Source organism: Curtobacterium sp. 1310 (assembly GCF_017834105.1).
GTDB lineage: Bacteria > Actinomycetota > Actinomycetes > Actinomycetales > Microbacteriaceae > Curtobacterium.
In genome coordinates this window covers 734,921-756,176 of sequence record NZ_JAFICY010000001.1, presented here as the reverse complement: position 1 = coordinate 756,176, position 21,256 = coordinate 734,921, and the positions used below count along the sequence as shown (strand labels likewise).

16 protein-coding genes are annotated in these 21,256 nt (G+C 70.3%); 14 read left to right on the top strand and 2 right to left on the bottom strand.

All coding sequences use genetic code 11. The features are described 5' to 3' along the window. Positions 1–285: 285 nt before the first annotated feature. The 4 genes from coxB (at position 286) to JOD95_RS03475 (ending at position 4,919) form a co-directional block, all read left to right on the top strand. The gene (coxB, locus tag JOD95_RS03490; protein WP_066653795.1) at positions 286–1,188 is read left to right on the top strand and encodes a cytochrome c oxidase subunit II; all 903 of its coding nucleotides are present in this window, start codon (positions 286–288) and stop codon (positions 1,186–1,188) included. An 11-nt stretch (positions 1,189–1,199) separates the two neighbouring features. Then, on the top strand, positions 1,200–2,936 hold the full coding sequence (gene ctaD / locus JOD95_RS03485; RefSeq protein ID WP_066653797.1) for a cytochrome c oxidase subunit I: 1,737 nt from the start codon (positions 1,200–1,202) through the stop codon (positions 2,934–2,936). 4 nt (positions 2,937–2,940) lie between these two features. Further along, complete coding sequence (locus tag JOD95_RS03480; RefSeq protein WP_066653799.1) at positions 2,941–3,357, top strand: cytochrome c oxidase subunit 4; 417 nt, start codon at positions 2,941–2,943, stop codon at positions 3,355–3,357. 188 nt (positions 3,358–3,545) lie between these two features. Continuing rightward, positions 3,546–4,919 carry a glucose-6-phosphate dehydrogenase gene (locus tag JOD95_RS03475; protein ID WP_066653802.1) on the top strand — a complete coding sequence of 458 codons (1,374 nt, stop codon included), beginning with the start codon at positions 3,546–3,548 and terminating at the stop codon, positions 4,917–4,919. A gap of 248 nt (positions 4,920–5,167) precedes the next feature. On the opposite strand, the gene JOD95_RS03470 is transcribed toward JOD95_RS03475, so the two are convergent. Both JOD95_RS03470 and JOD95_RS03465 read right to left on the bottom strand, forming a co-directional pair. After that, the gene (locus tag JOD95_RS03470) at positions 5,168–7,054 is read right to left on the bottom strand and encodes a glycoside hydrolase family 15 protein (RefSeq protein ID WP_209683055.1); all 1,887 of its coding nucleotides are present in this window, start codon (positions 7,052–7,054) and stop codon (positions 5,168–5,170) included. An 88-nt stretch (positions 7,055–7,142) separates the two neighbouring features. Further along, a complete protein-coding gene (locus JOD95_RS03465; protein WP_066653808.1) occupies positions 7,143–8,207 on the bottom strand; it encodes an App1 family protein in 1,065 nt (354 codons plus the stop codon). 152 nt (positions 8,208–8,359) lie between these two features. Here JOD95_RS03465 and JOD95_RS03460 point away from each other — a divergent pair, with 152 nt between their 5' ends. The 10 genes from JOD95_RS03460 (at position 8,360) to leuS (ending at position 21,188) form a co-directional block, all read left to right on the top strand. Continuing rightward, positions 8,360–9,007 carry a TetR/AcrR family transcriptional regulator gene (locus JOD95_RS03460; protein WP_066653809.1) on the top strand — a complete coding sequence of 216 codons (648 nt, stop codon included), beginning with the start codon at positions 8,360–8,362 and terminating at the stop codon, positions 9,005–9,007. Positions 9,008–9,198: 191 nt separating this feature from the next. Further along, the gene (locus JOD95_RS03455; RefSeq protein WP_209683054.1) at positions 9,199–10,113 is read left to right on the top strand and encodes an ABC transporter ATP-binding protein; all 915 of its coding nucleotides are present in this window, start codon (positions 9,199–9,201) and stop codon (positions 10,111–10,113) included. Continuing rightward, entirely contained in the window at positions 10,110–10,826 is a 717-nt protein-coding gene (locus JOD95_RS03450; protein ID WP_066653814.1) for an ABC transporter permease, read from the top strand. The genes JOD95_RS03455 and JOD95_RS03450 overlap by 4 nt, the downstream gene beginning before the upstream one ends. Beyond that, positions 10,823–11,551, top strand: a complete 729-nt coding sequence (locus JOD95_RS03445; RefSeq protein WP_209683052.1) for an ABC transporter permease — start codon at positions 10,823–10,825, stop codon at positions 11,549–11,551. Before JOD95_RS03450 ends, JOD95_RS03445 begins: the two co-directional genes overlap by 4 nt. Further along, on the top strand, positions 11,548–12,468 hold the full coding sequence (locus JOD95_RS03440; RefSeq protein ID WP_209683050.1) for an ABC transporter substrate-binding protein: 921 nt from the start codon (positions 11,548–11,550) through the stop codon (positions 12,466–12,468). Before JOD95_RS03445 ends, JOD95_RS03440 begins: the two co-directional genes overlap by 4 nt. 287 nt (positions 12,469–12,755) lie before the next feature. Continuing rightward, the gene (locus JOD95_RS03435; RefSeq protein ID WP_209683048.1) at positions 12,756–14,168 is read left to right on the top strand and encodes a cytochrome ubiquinol oxidase subunit I; all 1,413 of its coding nucleotides are present in this window, start codon (positions 12,756–12,758) and stop codon (positions 14,166–14,168) included. Position 14,169: 1 nt separating this feature from the next. Then, entirely contained in the window at positions 14,170–15,174 is a 1,005-nt protein-coding gene (cydB, locus tag JOD95_RS03430; RefSeq protein WP_066653819.1) for a cytochrome d ubiquinol oxidase subunit II, read from the top strand. A 9-nt stretch (positions 15,175–15,183) separates the two neighbouring features. Next, positions 15,184–16,848 carry a thiol reductant ABC exporter subunit CydD gene (gene cydD, locus JOD95_RS03425; RefSeq protein ID WP_209683045.1) on the top strand — a complete coding sequence of 555 codons (1,665 nt, stop codon included), beginning with the start codon at positions 15,184–15,186 and terminating at the stop codon, positions 16,846–16,848. Next, positions 16,845–18,533, top strand: coding sequence for a thiol reductant ABC exporter subunit CydC (gene cydC, locus JOD95_RS03420; protein WP_209683042.1), 1,689 nt, complete (start codon positions 16,845–16,847; stop codon positions 18,531–18,533). The genes cydD and cydC overlap by 4 nt, the downstream gene beginning before the upstream one ends. 63 nt (positions 18,534–18,596) lie before the next feature. Further along, on the top strand, positions 18,597–21,188 hold the full coding sequence (leuS, locus tag JOD95_RS03415) for a leucine--tRNA ligase (RefSeq protein WP_374191717.1): 2,592 nt from the start codon (positions 18,597–18,599) through the stop codon (positions 21,186–21,188). Positions 21,189–21,256: the final 68 nt, after the last annotated feature.

Sequence of the window (21,256 nt, the reverse complement as noted above, 5' to 3'; positions counted from 1 at the left end):
GGCGGGCGGTTGTCCGCCGACCGAACCGACACGCGAGCGGGGAGTGACCGATCTGGTCGCTCCCCGTTCGTCGTCCCCGGCGCTGCCCGAGCCCGCACGACCGGGGGAAAGCGGTGCGCCGGGGTCGACGATGCCGCGCCGGACCGCGCCCGGTGTGCGCGAGACGTCACCGGCTGCGAGTAAGCTAGGAGTGTTCCAACCAAGCTGGGAACCAGCAATGAGCGGCCTCCGTGCTCGGCACGGCCGCACCGCCGGTCCCTCAGCAACGTCTTCCGAGAGGTAACAGTGCGTTCGAATCGCCGTATACGTTGGGCGGCCGTCCCGGTGGCCGTCGGTCTGGTCATCGCACTGGCTGGCTGCACGCAGCAGCAGATGAACGGATGGCTCCCCGGCACGGAGGAGACGAAGGACGTCACGAATCACACGAGCCGCATCGTCGGCCTGTGGACCACCAGCTGGATCGTCCTGCTCGCGGTGGGTCTCATCGTGTGGGGCCTGATCATCTGGGCGGCGATCGTCTACCGTCGTCGCAAGGGCCAGACCGGCCTGCCGGTGCAGATGCGGTACAACATGCCGCTCGAGATCTTCTACACGATCGTGCCGCTCATCCTCGTGCTCGGCTTCTTCGCGTTCACCGCGAAGGACCAGTCCGCGATCGAGAAGCCCTTCGACGACCCGGACGCCACGATCCACGTGTACGGCAAGCGCTGGGCCTGGGACTTCAACTACATCGACAAGGACAACCCGAAGGACAGCGTCTACTACCAGGGCATCCAGGCCCAGGAAGAGGAGAACGGCGACGGCGCGATCGACGAGTCGCAGCTCCCGACGCTGTACCTGCCGGTCGGCAAGAAGGTCGAGATCGAGCTCTCCTCGCGCGACGTCGACCACTCCTTCTGGGTCATCGACTTCCTGTACAAGAAGGACATGCTCCCGGGCAAGACCAACTACGAGTACTTCATCCCGCAGAAGGAAGGCACGTACCAGGGCAAGTGCGCCGAGCTCTGCGGTGAGTACCACTCCCTGATGCTCTTCCAGGTGAAGGTCGTCTCCGACTCCGAGTACCAGCAGTACCTCGACACGCTGCGCGAGCAGGGCAAGGTCGGTCTGCTCGGCAACGAGTACGACACCAACACGAACGAACCGAACAACCAGGCGCCGGTCGAGGCGTCGAGCGAGAACAAGTAGGGGTCCGTCAGATGACAACGTCACTCGTCGGCCAGCCGACAGCGCCGACGACGCCGGACTTCCAGGCGTCCAAGGTCGGTCGGAAGGGCAACATCATCGTCCGGTGGATCACCTCCACCGACCACAAGACCATCGGGTACATGTACCTGATCGCCTCGTTCGTCTTCTTCCTGCTCGCGGGCGTCATGGCGCTCGTGATCCGTGCGCAGCTCTTCGAGCCCGGCCTGCACGTGGTCGAGACGAAGGAGCAGTACAACCAGCTCTTCACGATGCACGGCACGATCATGCTGCTGATGTTCGCGACGCCGCTCTTCTCGGGCTTCGCGAACGCGATCATGCCGCTGCAGATCGGTGCGCCGGACGTCGCGTTCCCGCGTCTGAACGGGTTCGCCTTCTGGCTCTACCTCTTCGGCTCGCTCATCGCGGTCGGCGGCTTCCTCACCCCGCAGGGCGCCGCGTCCTTCGGCTGGTTCGCCTACGCGCCACTGAGTGACACGACGTTCACACCGGGTCTCGGTGGGACGCTCTGGGTCTTCGGCCTCGGCATGACCGGCTTCTCGACGATCCTCGGCGCGGTGAACTTCATCACGACGATCATCACGATGCGCGCCCCGGGCATGACGATGTTCCGCATGTCGATCTTCACGTGGAACACCCTCGTGACCTCGCTGCTCGTGCTGATGGCCTTCCCGGTGCTCGCCGCCGCGCTGTTCGGCCTCGGGCTCGACCGCGTGTTCGACGCGCAGATCTACAACCCGGCCAACGGCGGTGCCCTGCTCTGGCAGCACCTCTTCTGGTTCTTCGGCCACCCCGAGGTGTACATCATCGCGCTGCCGTTCTTCGGCATCGTCTCCGAGGTCTTCCCGGTCTTCAGCCGCAAGCCGATCTTCGGCTACAAGACCCTCGTGTACGCGACCATCTCCATCGCGGCCCTCTCGGTCACGGTGTGGGCGCACCACATGTACGTCACCGGTGGCGTCCTGCTCCCGTGGTTCTCGCTCATGACGATGCTCATCGCGGTCCCGACCGGCGTGAAGATCTTCAACTGGGTCGGCACGATGTGGCGCGGTTCGGTCACGTTCGAGACCCCCCTGCTGTGGGCCGTCGGCTTCCTCATCACCTTCACGTTCGGTGGTCTCACCGGTGTGATCCTGGCGTCGCCGCCGCTCGACTTCCACGTGTCCGACTCGTACTTCGTCGTCGCGCACTTCCACTACGTGGTCTTCGGCACCGTCGTGTTCGCGATGTTCTCCGGCTTCTACTTCTGGTGGCCGAAGTGGACGGGTCGCATGCTCAACGAGCGCCTCGGCAAGATCCACTTCTGGCTGCTGTTCATCGGCTTCCACACGACGTTCCTCATCCAGCACTGGCTGGGCGTCATCGGCATGCCGCGTCGTTACGCGACCTACCTGCCGAACGACGGGTTCACCTGGATGAACCAGCTGTCGACGATCGGCTCGATGATCCTCGCGATCTCGTTCCTGCCGTTCATCTTCAACGTCTACGTGACCGCACGGAACGCCCCGAAGGTGGCCGTGAACGACCCGTGGGGCTACGGCCGCTCGCTCGAGTGGGCGACCAGCTGCCCGCCGCCGCGCCACAACTTCACGTCGATCCCGCGGATCCGTTCCGAGTCCCCGGCGTTCGACCTGAACCACCCGGAGGCCGGTGTGCCGATCGGTGTGGGTCCGGCGAAGGACGCTCCGGACGCCCCGACCTACGACGCCGCGAAGGGCGAGGTGAAGTAACGCCATGCGCGCCAACACCAACCTGTTCTGGATCCTGTTCGTCTTCTTCGTCCTCGCGGACGCGGCGTACACCATCTGGGCGCTCATCTACTACGGGCGGCCCGAGTGGGTCGGCACCGTGGCGATCGGCCTCACCGGGATCATGTCCGCGTTCATCGCGTTCTACCTCGGCAAGGTCATGTCCTCGCAGGGCGGTGTCCTCCCCGAGGACCGCCCCGACGCGAACATCGAGGACGGCGACGCCGAACTCGGGCACTTCAGCCCGTGGTCGTGGTGGCCGATCCTGCTCGCCGGTTCGACCGCGATCTGCTTCCTCGGTCTCGCGGCCGGCCTCTGGATCGTGCCGATCGGGCTCGCGCTCGTGACGGTCACGCTCGTCGGCTGGGTCTACGAGTACTACCGCGGCAACTTCGGACACTGATCCGATCCACCTGACACCTCGGGCGGCACCACATCCGGTGCCGCCCGTGGTGCGTCCGGGGCCCGTACCCCACCCGGCCCGAGCTCTCGGCCCGGAGCGGGTATCCCGGAAGTCACAGGGAATCAACCGGCCCGCGCGCGGCTTGACCCGTGCGGACCCCGCAACCACAGCGAAAGGACTCACCTCCGGTGACCGACAAGCGCACCCTCATCATCTTCGGCGCGACGGGCGACCTCGCCTCCCGCCTGCTGCTCCCGGGACTCGGCACGTTCCTGCAGAGCGGTCGAGCGGTCCCCGTCCAGCTGATCGGCACGGGCCGCAGCGCCCGCAGCGCGGAGCAGTGGAAGGACGTCGTCACGAAGTCCTTCGCGTCGCAGGACGTCAAGGGTCCCGAGGTCGACGCGACCCTCGAGTCCACGACCTTCATCCAGGGCGACCCGACCGACCCCGAGCACCTCAAGGCGCTGCTCGACGCGGCCGAGGCCGAGCCCATCCTCTACTTCGCGCTCCCGCCGCAGATCGCCTCGGACATCTGCGAGGCGCTGCAGGGCGTCGAGCTCCCCGAGGGCACGACCCTCGCGTTCGAGAAGCCCTTCGGCACCGACGTCGCCAGCGCCGAGGCCCTCAACAAGACCGTGCTCGAGCTCGTCCCCGAGGAGCGCGTGCACCGCACGGACCACTTCCTCGGTCGCACCACGGTCCTCAACATCATCGGTCTGCGCTTCGCGAACCGCCTGTTCGAGCCGATCTGGAACGCGGACAACATCGAGAAGGTCGACGTCTTCTACGACGAGACCCTCGGGCTCGAGAACCGGGCGCAGTACTACGACGAGGCCGGCGCCCTGGTCGACATGATCCAGTCGCACCTGCTGCAGATCCTCGGCCTGGTGACGATGGACGCTCCGTCCGCGATCGACGCGGTCGAGTTCCGGTCATCGCTCGCGCGTGTCCTCCGGTCGACCCGCCTCAAGGGCGACGACGCGAAGATCGCCTCGCGCCGCGCCGTCTACACGGCCGGCACCATCGACGGCAAGGAGCTGCCGTCGTACCAGGACGAGGACGGCGTGGACAAGTCGCGCGGTACCGAGACCCTCGCCGAGATCCAGGTCGAGGTCGACACCGCGCGCTGGAAGGGCGTCCCCTTCACCCTCCGCTCCGGCAAGGCGCTCGGCGCCAGCCGCAAGGAGGTCCTCATCACCTTCAAGCCCGTGACGCGCCTGCCCTCCGGCCTGTCCGGTCGGCCGAAGGCGGACACGCTGCGCATCGTCCTCAACCCGGACGAGATCGAGCTGAGCGTGTCGGCGAACGGCGGCGGCAACCCGTTCGAGATGGGGCAGGTCACCCTGTCCTCGTCGTTCGACGACGGCGAGCTCACCCCCTACGGCGAGGTGCTCAACGGCATCTTCCACGACGACCCGCTGCTCTCGATCCGCGGCGACGTCGCGGAGCGGTGCTGGGAGATCGTCGAGCCGGTCGTGGACGCCTGGAAGTCGGGCGACGTGCCGCTCGAGGAGTACCGTGCGGGCTCGCGCGGTCCCGCGGACTGGGAGTCGTCGTCCTGACCGACGCCGTCTCCTGACGGAGCCACCTGACGGACGGGAGGCGCGGTGCCGGCTGGCACCGTGCCTCCCGTCCGTTCGTCTGCCCGTTCCTTCCCGGAACGCGTGACGTGCCGTGCGGAACCGGGCGTACCTGCCGGATCAGGAGGACCAGGTACGCCTGGATGGACCAGGTACGCCCGGATGGACCAGGTGCGCCCGGAACGACCAGGTGCGCCCAGCACGACGCGGCGCGACGCGCCGCCGGCCGGTCAGGACGGGGCGCCGGCCCGCCGCCCACCGCCGGTCGACGACCGCGTCCCGCCGTCGTGCACGGCGAGCCGCGTCCGGTGGCCCGACGTGGTTCCGCGTGCACGGGCGATCGCGTCGGCCGCGGACACGAGCGTCAGGTGCGACAGCACCTGCGGCGTGTTGCCGATGTGGTGACCGGTCGCCACGTCGATCTCCTCGGAGAGCATGCCGACGTCGTTCGCGTAACCGACCAGGACGTCCATCAGCCGCTCGGCGTCGGCGATGCGCCCGGAGGCGGCGTACTGCTCGACGAGCCAGAACGAGCACGCCAGGAACGGGTGCTCGGAGCCGGACAGCCCGTCGAAGCCCGCGGTGGTCCGGTACCGCAGGACCAGGCCGTGCTCGCCGACGCGGAGGTCCTGCTCGATCGCCGCGACCGTCCCCGTCATGCGCGGGTCGTCGGCGTGCAGGTACCCGATCTGCGGCAGGACGAGCAGACTCGCGTCGACCTCGTCGGTGTCGTAGTGCTGCCGGTAGCTGCCGCGTTCGGCGTTCCAGCCGTGCTCCTCGATCTCCGCGCGGACCTCGTCGCGCAGGCTGCGCCACCGGTCGACGGGGCCCTCGAGGCCGAACTCCTCGACGGCCGCCACCCCGCGGTCGAAGGCGGCCCAGATCATCGCCCGGGAGTGCGTGAAGTGCCGCCGCGGTCCGCGCATCTCCCAGATGCCGTTGTCCGGGTGCTGCCAGTGCTCCTCGACGTAGCCGAGCAGGGCACGCTGCAGGGCCCACGAGTCCGCGTTCTCCTCGACACCGAGCTCGCGCGCGTCGTGCAGGGCGGCCAGCACCTCGCCGAAGACGTCCCCCTGGTACTGGGTCGACGCGCCGTTGCCGAGCCGGACCGGCGTCGAGTCGAGGTAGCCGGGGAGCTCGTCGAGCGTGCGCTCGGGCAGTTCGCGTTCGCCGGCGATGCCGTACATGATCTGCACGTCGGCAGGGTCACCTGCGATCGCACGGAGCAGCCACCCGCGCCAGTGCATCGCCTCGTCCCGGTAACCGTGGGCGATGAGCGACGCGAGCGCCAGGGACGCGTCGCGGAGCCAGACGTACCGGTAGTCCCAGTTGCGTTCGCCACCCGGGTCCTCCGGGAGGCTCGTGGTCGCGGCCGCCACGACGCCGCCGGTCTGGCCGTGGGTCATCGCACGGAGCAGCAGCAGGGACCGTCGGCTCGCCTCGGCGTAGGGGCCCTCGGTGTGCGCGGTCGCCATCCAGTCGCGCCACCAGCGCTCCGTCGCCTGCAGTGCGGCGTCGACGTCGAGCGGCTCCGGTGGCTCGCGGTGCGACGGGTACCAGGTGAGCACGGTGTCGACGACGTCGCCGTCGTGCACCGTGACGGTGTGCGTGTGCCGGTGGTCGTCGGCCCGGAAGCGCACGCCACGGACCACCACCGAGCCCGGGCCGGCGGTCGCGAGGAGCGCCGGGTCCTCGTCACCGCCGATCTGCCGGACCCAGGGGAGCGCTCGGGCGTAGTCGAACCGGATGCGGAGCGTCTGCTCGACCTCGACCGAGCCCTGCAGGCCGCGGACCCGTCGGATGATCGCCGCGCGGTGGGCGCCGATCGGCATGAGGTCGGTGACCTCGACGACGCCGGTCGACGTCGTCCACACGGTGGAGAGCACGAGCGTGTCCGGGTGGTGGTGCCGGGTGCTCGTGGCGTCCGGGTCCGTCGGGCGGAGCGACCAGTGCCCGTGGTCCTCGGTCCCGAGCAGTGAGGCGAAGGTCGACGGGCTGTCGAAGCGCGGCAGGCACGCCCAGTCGATCGTCCCGTCGCGGCCGACGAGTGCGGCCGTGTGGGTGTCCCCGATGAGGGCGTGGTCCTCGATGCGGTTCGGCGGGGTGACGGTGCTCATGGCTCGATCCTGGCACCGGCCGCCGCCGTGCGGCCCGGCAGCGCTGAAGGTGTGCACAGCGGAGCCGTCGGAGCTGCCGGTGCAGGGATCAGAGCGGGGCTGACGGGTCGGCGTCGACGAGGCCCACGCGAGCGAGCTCCGACCACATGCCGGCACCGTCCGGGGCGTACACCCACGGTGCGGACCCGGCGCGCGTCCGTTCCTGCGCGCGCGACCGACCACCGGCCAGGACCGCCTCGCTCGTGGACAGCTGCCGGACGGCGACACCGGCGACGTTCTCGGGGTGCTCCCGGGCGAACTCGCCGTAGAGCGTCTCGTCGTGCTGCCCGTCGTCGCCGACCAGGAGCCACTGCACGTCCGGGAAGTCGCTCGCGAGTCGCCGGAGGTTCTGCTGCTTGTGCAGCTGGCCGCTCCGGAAGAAGCGGTCGTGGGTCGGCCCCCAGTCCGTCAGCAGGAGCGTGCCGGTCGGGTACATGTTCCGGGTCAGGAAGCGTTGCAGCGTCGGCGCCACGTTCCACGCCCCGGTCGAGAGGTACACGGTCGGAGCGCCGGGGTGCTGCGCGAGCACGCGTTCGTACAGCACGGACATGCCCGGGACCGGGCGACGGGCGTGCTCGGTCAGGACGAAGGAGTTCCACGCCGCGAGCATCGGGCGGGGGAGCGACGTCACCATCACCGTGTCGTCGATGTCGGACAGCAGACCGAAGCGCGTGTCCGGGTCCACGATGAAGACGTCGGCCTCGACGTCGCGCATCCCACCGGCCGAAAGGCGCACCGTCTGCCATCCGGGTTCGAGGTCGATCGGGACCTTCACGTCGACCACGCCGCCACGGTCGGACTGCACCACGTGGGTCGTGCCGCCGGCCGTCACGGTGACCTCGGCGTCGTCGACGGCGACACTCGTGAAGCTCCGCCAGCCACGCACGCCGTAGTAGGAGGCGTCGGACGCCAGGCCGCGTCGCGTCAGCAGGACACGGCAGAGCACGCGGATCCAGCCCGGTGCGCCGTAGCCCGTGTAGGGGATCACGGTCGGCACGAGCCCGCGACGCCGGGCCCGGTGCTCGCGGAACTCCTGGACGGCGTCCTCGATCCGAGCGGCCCGGTGGAGGATCGGTTCGGCCAACGACGGCTCGTGGGGCGTCGGGTCGGGCATGGCCCCATCCTCCCACGCGCGGGACCCCGGCGGCGGGCGGTGGACGACCACGACGGGGTGAGTCGCAGCGATGATCCAGCCGGTCTGTGCGAGAGTCCTTCCCGTCACATCCCACATGACCGCGCTCCGCCGGGAGCGCAAGAGGAGAACACGTGCTCGTCACCGAGGTATCGAACGCACTGCCGGGGGGATCATCACTGCTCAGGAACGAGCCGGTCCAAGCCCGCAGTTCGGCGCGCCTCGCGGGACTCCTCGACGCCGCGGCTGCCGTGATCGACGAGATCGGGTTCGAGCGACTGACCACCGCGATGGTGGCCGAGCGCGCGGGGGCGTCGATCGGCACGGTCTACCGGTACTTCCCGGACCGCATCGCCGTGGTCGAGGCGCTGGCGATCCGGAGCACCCAGCGGCTCGCCGAGCGCTTCCTCACCGCCCTCGACGAGAGCGACGCCACGACCTGGCAGGACGCGCACGACGCGCTCATCGACGCGACCGTCGAGATGTACCGCGCGGAGCCGGGCTTCCGCGCGATCCGCTTCGGTGACCCCGCGGACACCGGCACCGGTGACGCGGAGGACCGCATGGCTGCGCTGGGGGCAGCCGTCGCGCAGGTCCTGCACGACCGCTTCGGCTACCCGCTGGGCGAGCGTGCGGAGCGCGCCTGGGTCGTCCTGGCCGAGTCCGCGCACGCCGTGATCGCCCGGGCGCTCCGCGACCGGACCGCTCCCGACACCGCGCTCATCGAGGAGTACCGCACGATGAGCCGGGCGCACCTCGAGGCGGTCGCCGCAGCCGCCTGAACCGCGATCGGCCGGACGCGCGACGCGCCCGACCGACGCAGCGGACCATCCACCGACGCCCGTGCTCCCGAACAGGGAGTGCGGGCGTCGTTGTCCGCGAGCCGTCATGACCGGTCACGGTGGAACGCTGTCCTCGATGCGCGGGTACGCTCGTGCGGAGTCGGGCTACCTCCGAACAGAAGGGCACCCACATGATCGAGTTCCGCTCGGTGCGCAAGACGTACCCGGACGGCACCAACGCGGTCGACGACTTCAGCCTCGTCATCCCGTCGCGGACCACCACGGTCTTCGTCGGCTCCAGCGGCTGCGGCAAGACCACCCTGCTCCGCATGATCAACCGGATGGTCGACCCGACGTCGGGGACCGTCGAGATCGACGGTGAGGACGTGGCCGGGGTCGACCCCGTGCAGCTCCGTCGCCGCATCGGCTACGTCATGCAGAACGCCGGCCTGCTGCCGCACCGCAAGGTCGCCGACAACATCGCGACCGTGCCGCTCCTGACGGGTGTCCCGAAGGGCGAGGCCCGTGCCCGGGCGCTCGAACTGATGGACACCGTCGGTCTCGACCGGGCGTTCGCGGACCGGTACCCCTCGCAGCTCTCCGGCGGACAGCAGCAGCGCGTCGGCGTGGCCCGCGGCCTCGCCGTCGACCCGAACGTCCTGCTCATGGACGAGCCGTTCGGCGCCGTCGACCCGCTCGTCCGCAACGACCTGCAGGACGAGCTCATCCGGTTGCAGCGCGAGCTCGGCAAGACCGTCGTCTTCGTGACCCACGACATCGACGAGGCGTTCAAGCTCGGCGACCAGGTCGTCATCCTCAAGAAGGGCGGCGAGATCGCGCAGCTCGGGACCCCCGCCGAGATCCTCGCCGAACCGGCGGACGACTTCGTCGCGAACTTCATCGGTGCCGGCCGCGGTCGGCGTGCCCTGCGCGTCGAGCAGACGCCGACCGGCCCGATCGTCGTCGACGGCGACGGCCGGGCAGCCGGAGTGCTCACCGGTCCGGTCCAGGTGGTCGACGCCGCAGCCGCGGTGCCACAGGCAGCAGAGGCCGGGGCGCGTGACACCGCCCCGGGTGCTCCGGCGCAGGGTGGGGGACCGCGGTGAACTGGATCCTGTCGAACCTCGACACGATCAGTGACGCCACGATCGCGCACCTCGCGATCGCGATCCCACCGATCATCATCAGCTTCCTGCTCTCCATCCCGATCGGCTGGGTGGTGGTCCGACTGCAGCGCACGGGCGGATCCCGCTTCGCCGCCGGTCTGGGCAGCGGCATCGTGACCTTCGCGGGTCTCCTCTACGCGATCCCGTCGCTGGCGCTGTTCGTCGCCCTGCCCGGCATCATCGGGACGAGCCTGCAGAGCCCGGTCAACGTGATCATCAGCCTGACGATCTACGGTCTCGCGCTCATGGTCCGGTCGACGGTGGACGGCCTCTCCTCGGTCGACGCCGGCACGAAGGCAGCCTCGACCGCCATGGGGTACTCGGGCGTACAGCGCTTCTTCCGCGTCGAGCTCCCGCTCGCCGGTCCCGTGCTGCTCGCCGGCCTGCGGGTGATCGCGGTGTCGACGATCTCGCTGACGACCGTCGGTGCGGTGCTCGGCATCCAGAGCCTCGGTTCGCTGTTCACCGACGGACTCGCGCGCGGCATCTACGAGGAGATCCTCTCGGGCATCGTCATGGTGCTCGTGCTCGCCTTCGCCCTCGACGGCCTGCTCGTGCTGCTCGGACGGCTCGTCATGCCGTGGACACGGCGGGCGCCGCGGAGCCGTCGCGCCGCGCGTCGGGTCCTGCAGCGAGCGGAGGTCGCCTCGTGATCATCGGACAGGCGTTCGGCTGGGTGTTCGACCCGGCCAACTACACCGGCGTCAACGCGATCCCCGAGCGGCTGTGGGAGCACGTCTGGATCACCCTGCTCGCCGTGGTGATCGCGGCCGTGATCGCGGTCCCGATCGGGTACGCGATCGGGCACACGGGCCGGGCACGCGGGTTCTCCATCGCGCTGTCCGGCGGCATCAGGGCCCTGCCGACGCTCGGCGTGCTGTCGCTCTTCGGCCTGCTGCTCGGCATCGGGCTCGAGGCACCGCTGCTGGCGCTCGTGGTCCTGGCCGTCCCGTCGGTGCTCGCCGGTGCCTACGCGGGGATCGAGTCCGTCGACCCGGTCACGATCGACGCGGCGAAGGCCCAGGGCATGACCGGGTGGCAGGTGCTCTGGAAGGTCGAGATCCCGCTCGGGCTGCCGCTGCTGATCGGCGGCGTCCGTTCGGCCGTGCTCCAGGTCGTCGCCACCGCCACCCTGGCCGCCTACGTCGGCGCCGGGGGACTGGGCGGCTACTTCTTCCTCGGCCTCAAGACCCAGGACTACGCCGAGATGCTCGGCGCGTCCGTCCTCGTGATCGCGCTCGCGATCGCGTTCGAGATCGTGTTCGCCGCGCTGCAGCGGGCGTCGGTGCCGAAGGGCACCCTCGACCCGTCCGCGCGGCAGCGCCAGGGATCGCGCGAGCGAGCCCGCAATCCCATCCCGGAAGGAAACCCATCGTGATCACAGCACGGATCCGCGTCGCCCTCGCCGCCGCAACGGCACTCGGCGTCGCCGCAGCCCTGACCGGCTGCTCCTCTGGTGACCCGCTCAGCAGCGGCTCCAGCGCCTCGTCCGACTCGAAGACGATCGTCATCGGCTCGCAGCAGTACTACTCGAACGAGATCATCGCCGAGCTCTACGCGCAGGTGCTCGAGAAGGACGGCTTCACCGTCGAGCGCAACTTCAACATCGGGCAGCGCGAGGTCTACATCCCGCAGCTCGAGAAGGGCGCGATCGACGTCATGCCCGAGTACAGCGGCAACCTGCTGCAGTACTTCGACAAGGAGTCGACGGCCAAGAGCGCGGACCAGATCGACGAGGCGCTCGAGAAGGCCCTGCCGAAGGGCCTGCGGGTCCTCGACGAGGCCGACGCCACCGACCAGGACAGCTACACCGTGACGAAGCAGTTCTCCGAGGAGAACGACGTCACGAGCCTGGCCGACCTGAAGGACGTCAAGGAGAAGCTGACCGTCGGCGCGAACTCCGAGTTCCAGACCCGCCCGTACGGCCCCGAGGGCCTGAAGTCGGTCTACGGCGTGGACGTCGACTTCAAGGCGGTCGAGGACTCCGGCGGCGCCCTGACGGTGAAGGCGCTCAAGGACGGCACCGTCCAGCTCGCCGACATCTACAGCGCGGACCCGAGCATCAAGGCGAACGACTTCGTCTCGCTCAAGGACCCGGAGAACCTGATCCTGCCGCAGAACGTCATCCCGGTGGTCTCCGACAAGGTCGACGAGAAGGCTGCGGACGCCATCGACGAGGTGAACGAGAAGCTCACCACCGACAAGCTCATCGAGCTCAACGAGAAGAGCGTCACGGACAAGGAGAAGGCCTCGCAGATCGCGAAGCAGTTCCTCCAGGACGAGGGTCTGCTCTAGTCGGTCGGCGCTCGGCGCCGATCAGCACTGAACGACAGGTGTCGGGCTTCGGCCCGGCACCTGTCGTCGTTCACGCGGAGGGCACTCGGGCACCGTCGTTCCGCACGGTTGTGCCGACCACTGCTCGTGCACGTTCGTGCAGACTGCCCCTCTACAACTTGTCGAAGCAGGTGTCCCGGCGGTAGCGTGGAGGTGTCCCGACGGGGTGACAAGTACCAGTTCCTCCTCCCGGAAGAGGCATCTCTCGTGCACGAACAGCGCGCGGCGGACCGGCTCGGACACGCCGCATGAACGACATCCTCGATCCCCTGATCCTGTCGCGGTGGCAGTTCGGTCTGACGACGATCTACCACTTCCTCTTCGTCCCGCTGACGATCGGCATGGCGCTCGTCGTCGCCGTCTTCCAGTCGGCGTGGGTGCGGACCGGGCGCGCTCACTACCTCCAGCTGACCCGTTTCTTCGGGCGCATCTTCCTCATCAACTTCGCGATGGGCGTCGTCACCGGAATCGTCCAGGAGTTCCAGTTCGGCATGAACTGGTCGAACTACTCGCGGTTCGTGGGCGACGTCTTCGGTGCCCCGCTCGCGCTCGAGGGCATCCTCGCGTTCTTCTTCGAGGCGGCGTTCATCGGCATCTGGATCTTCGGGTGGGACCGCCTGCCGCGGGCGCTGCACCTGGCGAGCATCTGGTGCGTCAGCGTCGGCACGATGATGTCGGCGTACTTCATCCTGGCGGCGAACGCCTTCATGCAGCACCCCGTCGGCTTCGCGATCAACGAGGCGAAGGGCCGCGCCGAGCTCACCGACATCTGGGCCGTCCTGACCAACAAGGTCGCGCTGGCCGCCTTCCCGCACACGCTCTTCGGGGCCTTCATGGTCGCCGCCTCGGTGATCATCGCGGTCGCGGCGTGGCACCTCGCACGCAACCAGAACCTCGAGACGATGATGCCGGCGCTCAAGTTCGGCATGTGGACGATGCTGGCGTCCGGCGCGCTGACCGTGCTGTCCGGCGACCAACTCGGGCTCACGATGGTCGACACCCAGCCCATGAAGATGGCCGCGGCCGAGGCGCTCTACAACACCTCGACGGGCAAGGACGCCTCGTTCTCGATCTTCACGCTCGGTACTCCGGACGGTGTGCACGAACTGTTCTCGATCCGCATCCCGTACCTGCTCTCGTTCCTGTCGACGCACACCTTCACCGGCACGGTCGAGGGCATCAACGACCTGCAGGCGCAGTACACTCAGGTGTACGGCCCCGGCGACTACAAGCCGATCATCTGGGTGACCTACTGGTCGTTCCGCTGGATGATCGCCCTCGGTGTCGGGGCGGTGCTCGTGTCGGTCGTCGGCCTGTGGCTGACCCGCAAGGGCCGGTTCCCGACGCAGCGCTGGGTGTGGCGCATCGCCACCTGGTCGGTCCCGCTGCCGATGGCCGCGATGATCATGGGCTGGGTCTTCACCGAGATGGGCCGCCAGCCGTGGCTCGTGTTCGGGCTGCTCCGCACGGCGGACGGCGTCTCGCCGAACGTCACCGGGGTCGAGGTCCTCATCTCCCTGGTCGTGTTCACGCTGATCTACGGCGCGCTCGCGGTCGTCGAGTTCCGGCTCATCAAGAAGGTCGCGCAGGAGGGCCCCGCCGCCCCTGCGAAGGTCGACGAGGTCACCGGCGAGGTCGAGCACGAAGTGACGGTGTACTGAGATGGATCTGCCAGTCCTGTGGTTCGCGATCGTCGGACTGTTCTTCGTCGGGTACTTCGTCCTCGACGGGTTCGACTTCGGTGTCGGGATGTCCCTGCCGTTCCTCGGCAAGGACGACACCGACCGCCGTGTGCTCATCAACACGATCGGCCCGGTGTGGGACCTCAACGAGACCTGGGTCATCGTCGCCGGGGCCTGCCTGTTCGCGGCGTTCCCGGAGTGGTACGCGACGATGTTCTCCGGCTTCTACCTCGCCCTGCTGCTCATCCTCGTGGCGCTCATCGCCCGCGGGGTCTCGTTCGAGTACCGGCACCAGCGGAAGCACCCGGAGTGGAAGCGCCGGTTCGACCTGATGATCATCGTCGGCAGCGCCGTGCCGTCGTTCCTGTGGGGCGTCGCGTTCGGCAACGTCGTCCGCGGGATCCCGATGGACGCCGGGCACAACTTCACGGGCACGTTCCTCGACCTGCTCAACCCGTTCGCGCTGCTGACCGGCCTCGCGACCCTGATGGTGTTCTTCACGCACGGCGTCGTGTTCGTCGCACTGAAGACCGAGGGTGAGATCCGCGTGCGGGCGAAGCGCCTGGCGACCCGGGCGGGCGTGCTGACGATCGTCGTCGGTGCCGCGTTCCTGGTGGCGATGGCGTTCGTGCGGGCGACGCCGGCGAGCCTGGTGCTCTCGGTCGTCGCGGCACTCGCGCTCGTCCTCGCCGTGCTCTGCACCGCGTGGGGCAAGGAGGGGCGGGCGTTCACGCTGATGGCGGTCACGATCGCCGCCGTGGTCCTGGCGATGTTCACCGCAATCTTCCCCGACGTCATGCCGGCGTCGAACGACCCGGCCAACAGCCTGACCGTGGTCAACGCGTCGAGCGGGCAGTACACGCTGACGGTGATGAGCTGGGTCGCGCTGATCTTCGTCCCGCTCGTGCTGGCCTACCAGGCCTGGACCTACTGGGTGTTCCGCAAGCGCGTCTCGCGGGCCCACATCGACCAGGCCGCGCACTAGGGGCTCCCGGTGAAGCCGCTCGATCCTCGTCTGCTGCGCCTGTCGCGTGCCGCGCGCTGGTCCGTCGTCGCGTCCGCGGGGACGGGCCTGGTCCGCACACTCGCGACGATCGGTGTCGCGTGGGGGATCGCGGCGGCCGTCACGCTCGGCGTCGACGCGGTGCGCGACGGCCGGCTCCCGGAGACGTTCGTCCCGACGCTGGCGCTGCTGGCCGGTGCGTTCGTCGTCCGTGCCGTCGCCGCGTGGGCGACGGACGACCTGGCGGCGCGGGCCGGGGCGACGGTGAAGAGCGAGCTCCGTGCGACCGTCCTCTCCCGGGCGGCCGAGCGCGGACCGTCCTGGCTCGCCGCCCGGTCGAGCGCCGGCTTCGCCACGGCGCTCGGCCCCGGGCTCGACGCCCTCGACGCGTACTTCGGGCGGTACGTCCCACAGCTCGCGCTCACCGCCGTCGCGACCCCGGTGCTCCTCGTCGCGATCGGGCTCGGTGACCTGACGAGCGCGGTCGTCATCGTGCTCGCGATGCCGGTGATCCCCGTGTTCATGGTGCTCATCGGTCTGGCGACCCAGGCGCTGCAGCGGCGGCAGGCCGACGCGCTCACCCGCCTCGGCGGCGCCTTCACCGAGGCGGTGGAGGGCCTCGCCACCCTCAAGGTCTTCGGACGTGCCCGCCGCCAGGTCGACCGCATCGGCACCGTCACCGACGAGTACCGGCGCGGCACCATCGGCGTCCTGCGTCTGTCCTTCGTCAGCGGCTTCGCCCTCGAACTCGCCGCGAGCCTGTCCGTCGCCCTCGTCGCGGTGTCGATCGGCGTCCGACTCGTCGACGGCTCGCTCGGCCTCGGCGCCGCGATGTTCGTCCTGGTGCTCGCCCCGGAGGCGTTCGCACCCCTCCGCCAGGTCGGCGCCGACTTCCACGCCGCCCAGGACGGCGTCGAGGCGTCCGGCGCCGTGCTCGACGTCCTCGACGACCGGGGACGCGACACGTCGACCAGCGCACCCGCGCCCGGCGCCCCGGCCGCCGCGGCCACCGACCTGGTGCTCGAGGGCGTGGTGGTCCGTCGCCCCGACGTCGTCGTCGGACCGCTCGACCTGCGCGTCGCGCCCGGCACCGTCGTCGCCCTCGCCGGGCCCAGCGGGTCCGGCAAGTCCAGTCTCATCGCGGCGATCCGGGGTGTCCTCGCCCACGACGGCACGGTGACGGTGCCCGGTCCGGCCGACGCCACCCGCGCCGACCGCACGACCTGGGGTGACCAGCGTCCGCGCCTGGTGCGCGGCACGGTCGCCGAGAACGTCGCCCTGCACACGCGACCCGACGACCACGACGTGCGCCGCGCCCTGGGCGAGGCGGGGCTGGGTGTCGAGCCGAGCCTCCCGGTCGGACCCGGGGGAGCCGGTCTCTCGGGCGGTCAGGCGCAGCGCGTCGCGGTCGCCCGGGCCCTGTACCGGGCGCGTCGCGCCCGCACCCCGCTCGTCCTGCTCGACGAGCCGACGTCGGCCCTCGACGCCGACGCGGAGCAGATCGTCGTCGACGCCGTCCGGTCGCTCGCCGCCGACGGCGCGGTCGTCGTCGTGGCGAGCCACCGCCCCGCCGTGCTGGCCGCCGCCGACGTCCGCGTCGACCTCCGCCCCGGCGGAGCGGTGACCCTGACGCACCGACAGGAGGCACGCTCGTGAGCCGGGAGGCCCGTCCCACCCCCGTCCTGCGGCTGGCGCTCCCGCACGGGGCCGGCTGGGCGAAGGCGGTCGCCGCCGGCACGCTCAGTGCGGTCTGTGCGGTGGCGCTCCTGGCGGCGAGCGGCTACCTCATCACCCGCGCGGCCGAGCAGCCGCCGATCCTCTACCTGACGCTCGTCATGGTCGGGGTGCGTGCGTTCGCCCTCGGCCGGGCCGCACTGCGCTACGTCGACCGGCTCGCCGGGCACGACGCGTCGTTCCGGCAGCTCGCCGTCGTCCGGACCGAGATGTACCGACGGCTCGCCTCGGTCGCGCCGGCCGGGCTCGGGGCGACCGGGCGCGGCGACCTGCTCACCCGGCTCGTCACGGACACCGACCGGCTGCAGGACCTGCCGATCCGCGTCGTCGGCCCGCTCGTGTCGGCCGGGGTCGTCGCCCTGCTCTCCGTCGTCGCGGTCGCGGTGGTCTGGTGGCCCGCGGCGGTGGTGCTCGTCGTCGCCCTCGCCGTCGCCGCGCTGCTCGGGACGGTCACGACCCTGTCCGTCGCGCGGAGATCGGACCGCGAGACGGCGGCCGAGCGCGGACGGGTCGCGGACCTGGTGCTCGACACCGTCCGGACCCTCGACGTGTTCGCCGCGTACGGCACGCTGCCCGACCGCCTGGCCGGCATCGCCGCGCTCGACGCCCGTGTGACCCGCGCCGTCCGGCGTCGTGCGACCGTCGAGTCGCTCGTCGGGGCCCTCGTCGGCCTGGTCGGTGGCGGCGCCGTCGTCGGGGTGCTCGCGGTCGGTGCTCCCGCGGTCGTCTCGGGCGCGCTGGACGGACCGCTCTGGGCGCTCGCCGTCTTCGTGCCGCTCGCACTCTTCGAGGTCGTCGGCGGGGTCCCGCTCGCCGTCCTGACGCTGCGTCGGGTCCGCGCCGCCGCGGAACGGGTCGAGGAGGTCGTCCCCGCGGAGCTCCCGGCCGGCATCGTGCGGGAGCCCGACGTGCCGGCCGACCCGTCGGACCTCGTCGTCGGCGGGCCGGTGCGGGTGGCGCTGCGGGACCTGACCGTGCGGTGGCCCGGCGCGTCAGCGCCCGCGGTGGACCGGGTGTCGTTCGACCTCCACCCGGGTGAGGTCGTCGTGCTCGAGGGGCCGAGCGGTGCCGGGAAGTCCACCCTCGTGGACGCCCTGGTGCGGTTCGTCGACCACGAGGGGTCGTACACGCTCGACGGGGTCGAGACGCGGTCGATGCACCCGGACGCGGTGCGCGCACGGGTCGGGCTCGTGGAGCAGGACCCGTTCGTGTTCGACCAGTCGGTGCGGCAGAACCTGCTCTTCGCGCGGGACACCGCGACGGACGCCGAGCTCAGCGACGTGCTCGACCGGGTCGGGCTCGGCCCGTGGGTCGCGGGGCGCGGTGGGCTCGGCGCCCCGGTGGGGGAGCGCGGCGGACTGCTCTCCGGCGGGCAGGCGCACCGCCTCGCGCTCGCCCGGGCGCTGCTGCACGCGTTCCCGGTGCTGGTGCTCGACGAGCCGACCGCGGACGTCGACCCCGACCTCGGCGACGCGGTGCTCCGCGACCTCGTCGGTGCGGCGCGGCGGGCCGGACGCACCGTGCTGGTCGTGTCCCACGTGCCGGTCCCGGCCGACCTGGTGGACCGGACCCTGCGGATGCGTGACGGGCGCCTCGTCGAGGGGTGACCACCTGCCGGACGGAGGATGCGTCGGCGGGACCGGGGCGGGCCTCCAGGCCTTGTACCCTTGGTGATCGTGACCACCGAGCACTCCACTGCGAACGCAACCGAGCACCCCGCCGGACCCGCAGCCGTCGATCCCGACGCCTACGACTTCCGCCGCATCCAGGAGAAGTGGCAGCCCCGCTGGGAGGAGCTCGGCCTCTTCACGACCGACCTCGACGACTCGCGCCCGCGCAAGTACATCCTCGAGATGTTCCCGTACCCGTCCGGCGACCTGCACATGGGGCACGCCGAGAACTGGGCACTCGGCGACTTCGTGGCCCGCTACTGGCGGCAGCAGGGCTTCAACGTCCTGCACCCCATCGGCTGGGACTCCTTCGGCCTGCCCGCCGAGAACGCGGCGATCAAGCGCGGGGTCGACCCGGCGCAGTGGACCTACGCGAACATCGAGCAGCAGAAGGCCTCGTTCAAGCGCTACGCGCCGTCGTTCGACTGGACGACGGAGATCCACACGTCGGACCCCGAGTACTACAAGTGGAACCAGTGGCTGTTCCTCAAGATGTACGAGAAGGGCCTGGCCTACCGGAAGGACAGCTGGGTCAACTGGGACCCGGTGGACCAGACCGTGCTCGCGAACGAGCAGGTGCTGCCCGACGGCACCTCGGACCGTTCCGGCGCCGTCGTCGTCAAGAAGAAGCTGACGCAGTGGTACTTCGCGATCACGAAGTACGCGGACCGGCTGCTCGACGACCTCAACCAGCTCGAGGGTCACTGGCCGGCGAAGGTGATCGCGCAGCAGCGCAACTGGATCGGCCGTTCCGTCGGCGCCGACGTCGACTTCGTCATCGAGGGGCACGACGAGCCCGTCACCGTGTTCACCACGCGCCCGGACACCATCCACGGGGTGACGTTCCTCGTGGTGGCGCCGGACTCCGACCTGGCGGCGTCGCTGGTCTCCGCCGCCCCTGACGACGTGCGTGCCGACTTCGACGCGTACCTGACCGCGACGCAGAAGACCTCGGAGATCGACCGGCAGAACGCCGACCGGCCGAAGACCGGCGTGCCGCTCGGCCGCTCCGCGATCCACCCGCTCACGGGGGAGCGCCTGCCGATCTGGGCCGCCGACTACGTGCTCGCCGACTACGGCCACGGCGCCGTGATGGCGGTCCCGGCGCACGACCAGCGCGACCTCGACTTCGCCCGGGCCTTCGACCTGCCCGTCAAGGTCGTCGTCGACACGAACCAGCCCGTCACCGGTGCCATCCCGGTCATCCCCGAGGGGGCGACGCTCGAGGACCTGCCCGCGCTCGACCCCGTCTCGACCGGCGAGGCGCTCACCGGCCAGGGCCGGATGATCAACTCCGGGCCGCTCGACGGCATGTCGAAGCAGCACGCCATCACCGCGGCGATCTCCCTGCTCGAGGAGCGTGGGACCGGCCGGGCCGCGAAGACCTACCGCCTGCGCGACTGGCTCATCTCCCGTCAGCGCTTCTGGGGCACCCCGATCCCGATCATCCACGGCGCCGACGGCACCGAGCACCCGGTCCCGATGGACCAGCTGCCGGTGCGCCTGCCGTCGACCGAGGGCCTCGACCTCAAGCCGAAGGGCACCTCGCCGCTCGGTGGAGCGACCGACTGGGTGAACGTGCCGAACCCGGTGGACGGCACCCCGGCGCTCCGCGACACGGACACGATGGACACCTTCGTCGACTCGTCGTGGTACTTCCTGCGCTTCCTGTCGGCCCAGGACGACACGCAGGCGTTCGACCCCGAGGCCGCTCGGAAGTGGGCGCCGGTCGACCAGTACATCGGTGGCATCGAGCACGCGATCCTGCACCTGCTCTACGCGCGCTTCGTCACGAAGGTCCTGTTCGACCTCGGCTACCTCGACTTCACCGAGCCGTTCTCGGCGCTGCTCAACCAGGGCATGGTGCTCTCCGGCGGCTCGAAGATGTCGAAGTCGAAGGGCGGCGTCTCGCTCGGCGACGAGCTCGACGCGAACGGCGTCGACGCGATCCGCCTCGTGATGGGCTTCGCCGGGCCGCCGGAGGACGACATCAACTGGGAGGACGTGTCGCCGTCGGCGTCGGCACGCTTCCTCGCCCGCGCCTACCGCCTGGCGCTCGACGTCACCTCGGCACCGGACGCCGTCTGGGCCGACGGCGACCGTGCCCTGCGCCAGGTGACGCACCGCTTCCTGGCCGACGCGCCGGGGATGATGGAGGCCTTCAAGTTCAACGTCGTGATCGCGCGACTGATGGACCTGGTGAACGTCACCCGCAAGGCGATCGACAGCGGCCCCGGCGCCGGTGACCCCGCCGTGCGCGAGGCCGTCGAGACGATCGCCCTCGCCCTCGCCGTCTTCGCCCCGTACACCGGTGAGGAGATGTGGGAGAAGCTGGGCTACGAGGCCACGGTCGCCACGTACGGCTGGCGGAAGGCGGACCCGACGCTGCTCGTGCAGGAGACGCTCACCGCGGTCGTGCAGGTCAACGGCAAGGTGCGCGACTCGTTCGAGGTGTCGAAGTCGATCGAGGCGGACGAGCTCGAGCAGCTCGCGCGGGCCTCGGCGAACGTGCAGCGGTACATCGGTGACCGCGAGATCGTCAAGGTCATCGTGCGGGCGCCGAAGCTCGTGAACATCGCGATCAAGGGCTGACGGCTCCCGGAGTCCTCCCCACCTGACCGGCCCGGCCGGTCCCTCCACAGGAGGGGCCGCCGGGCCGT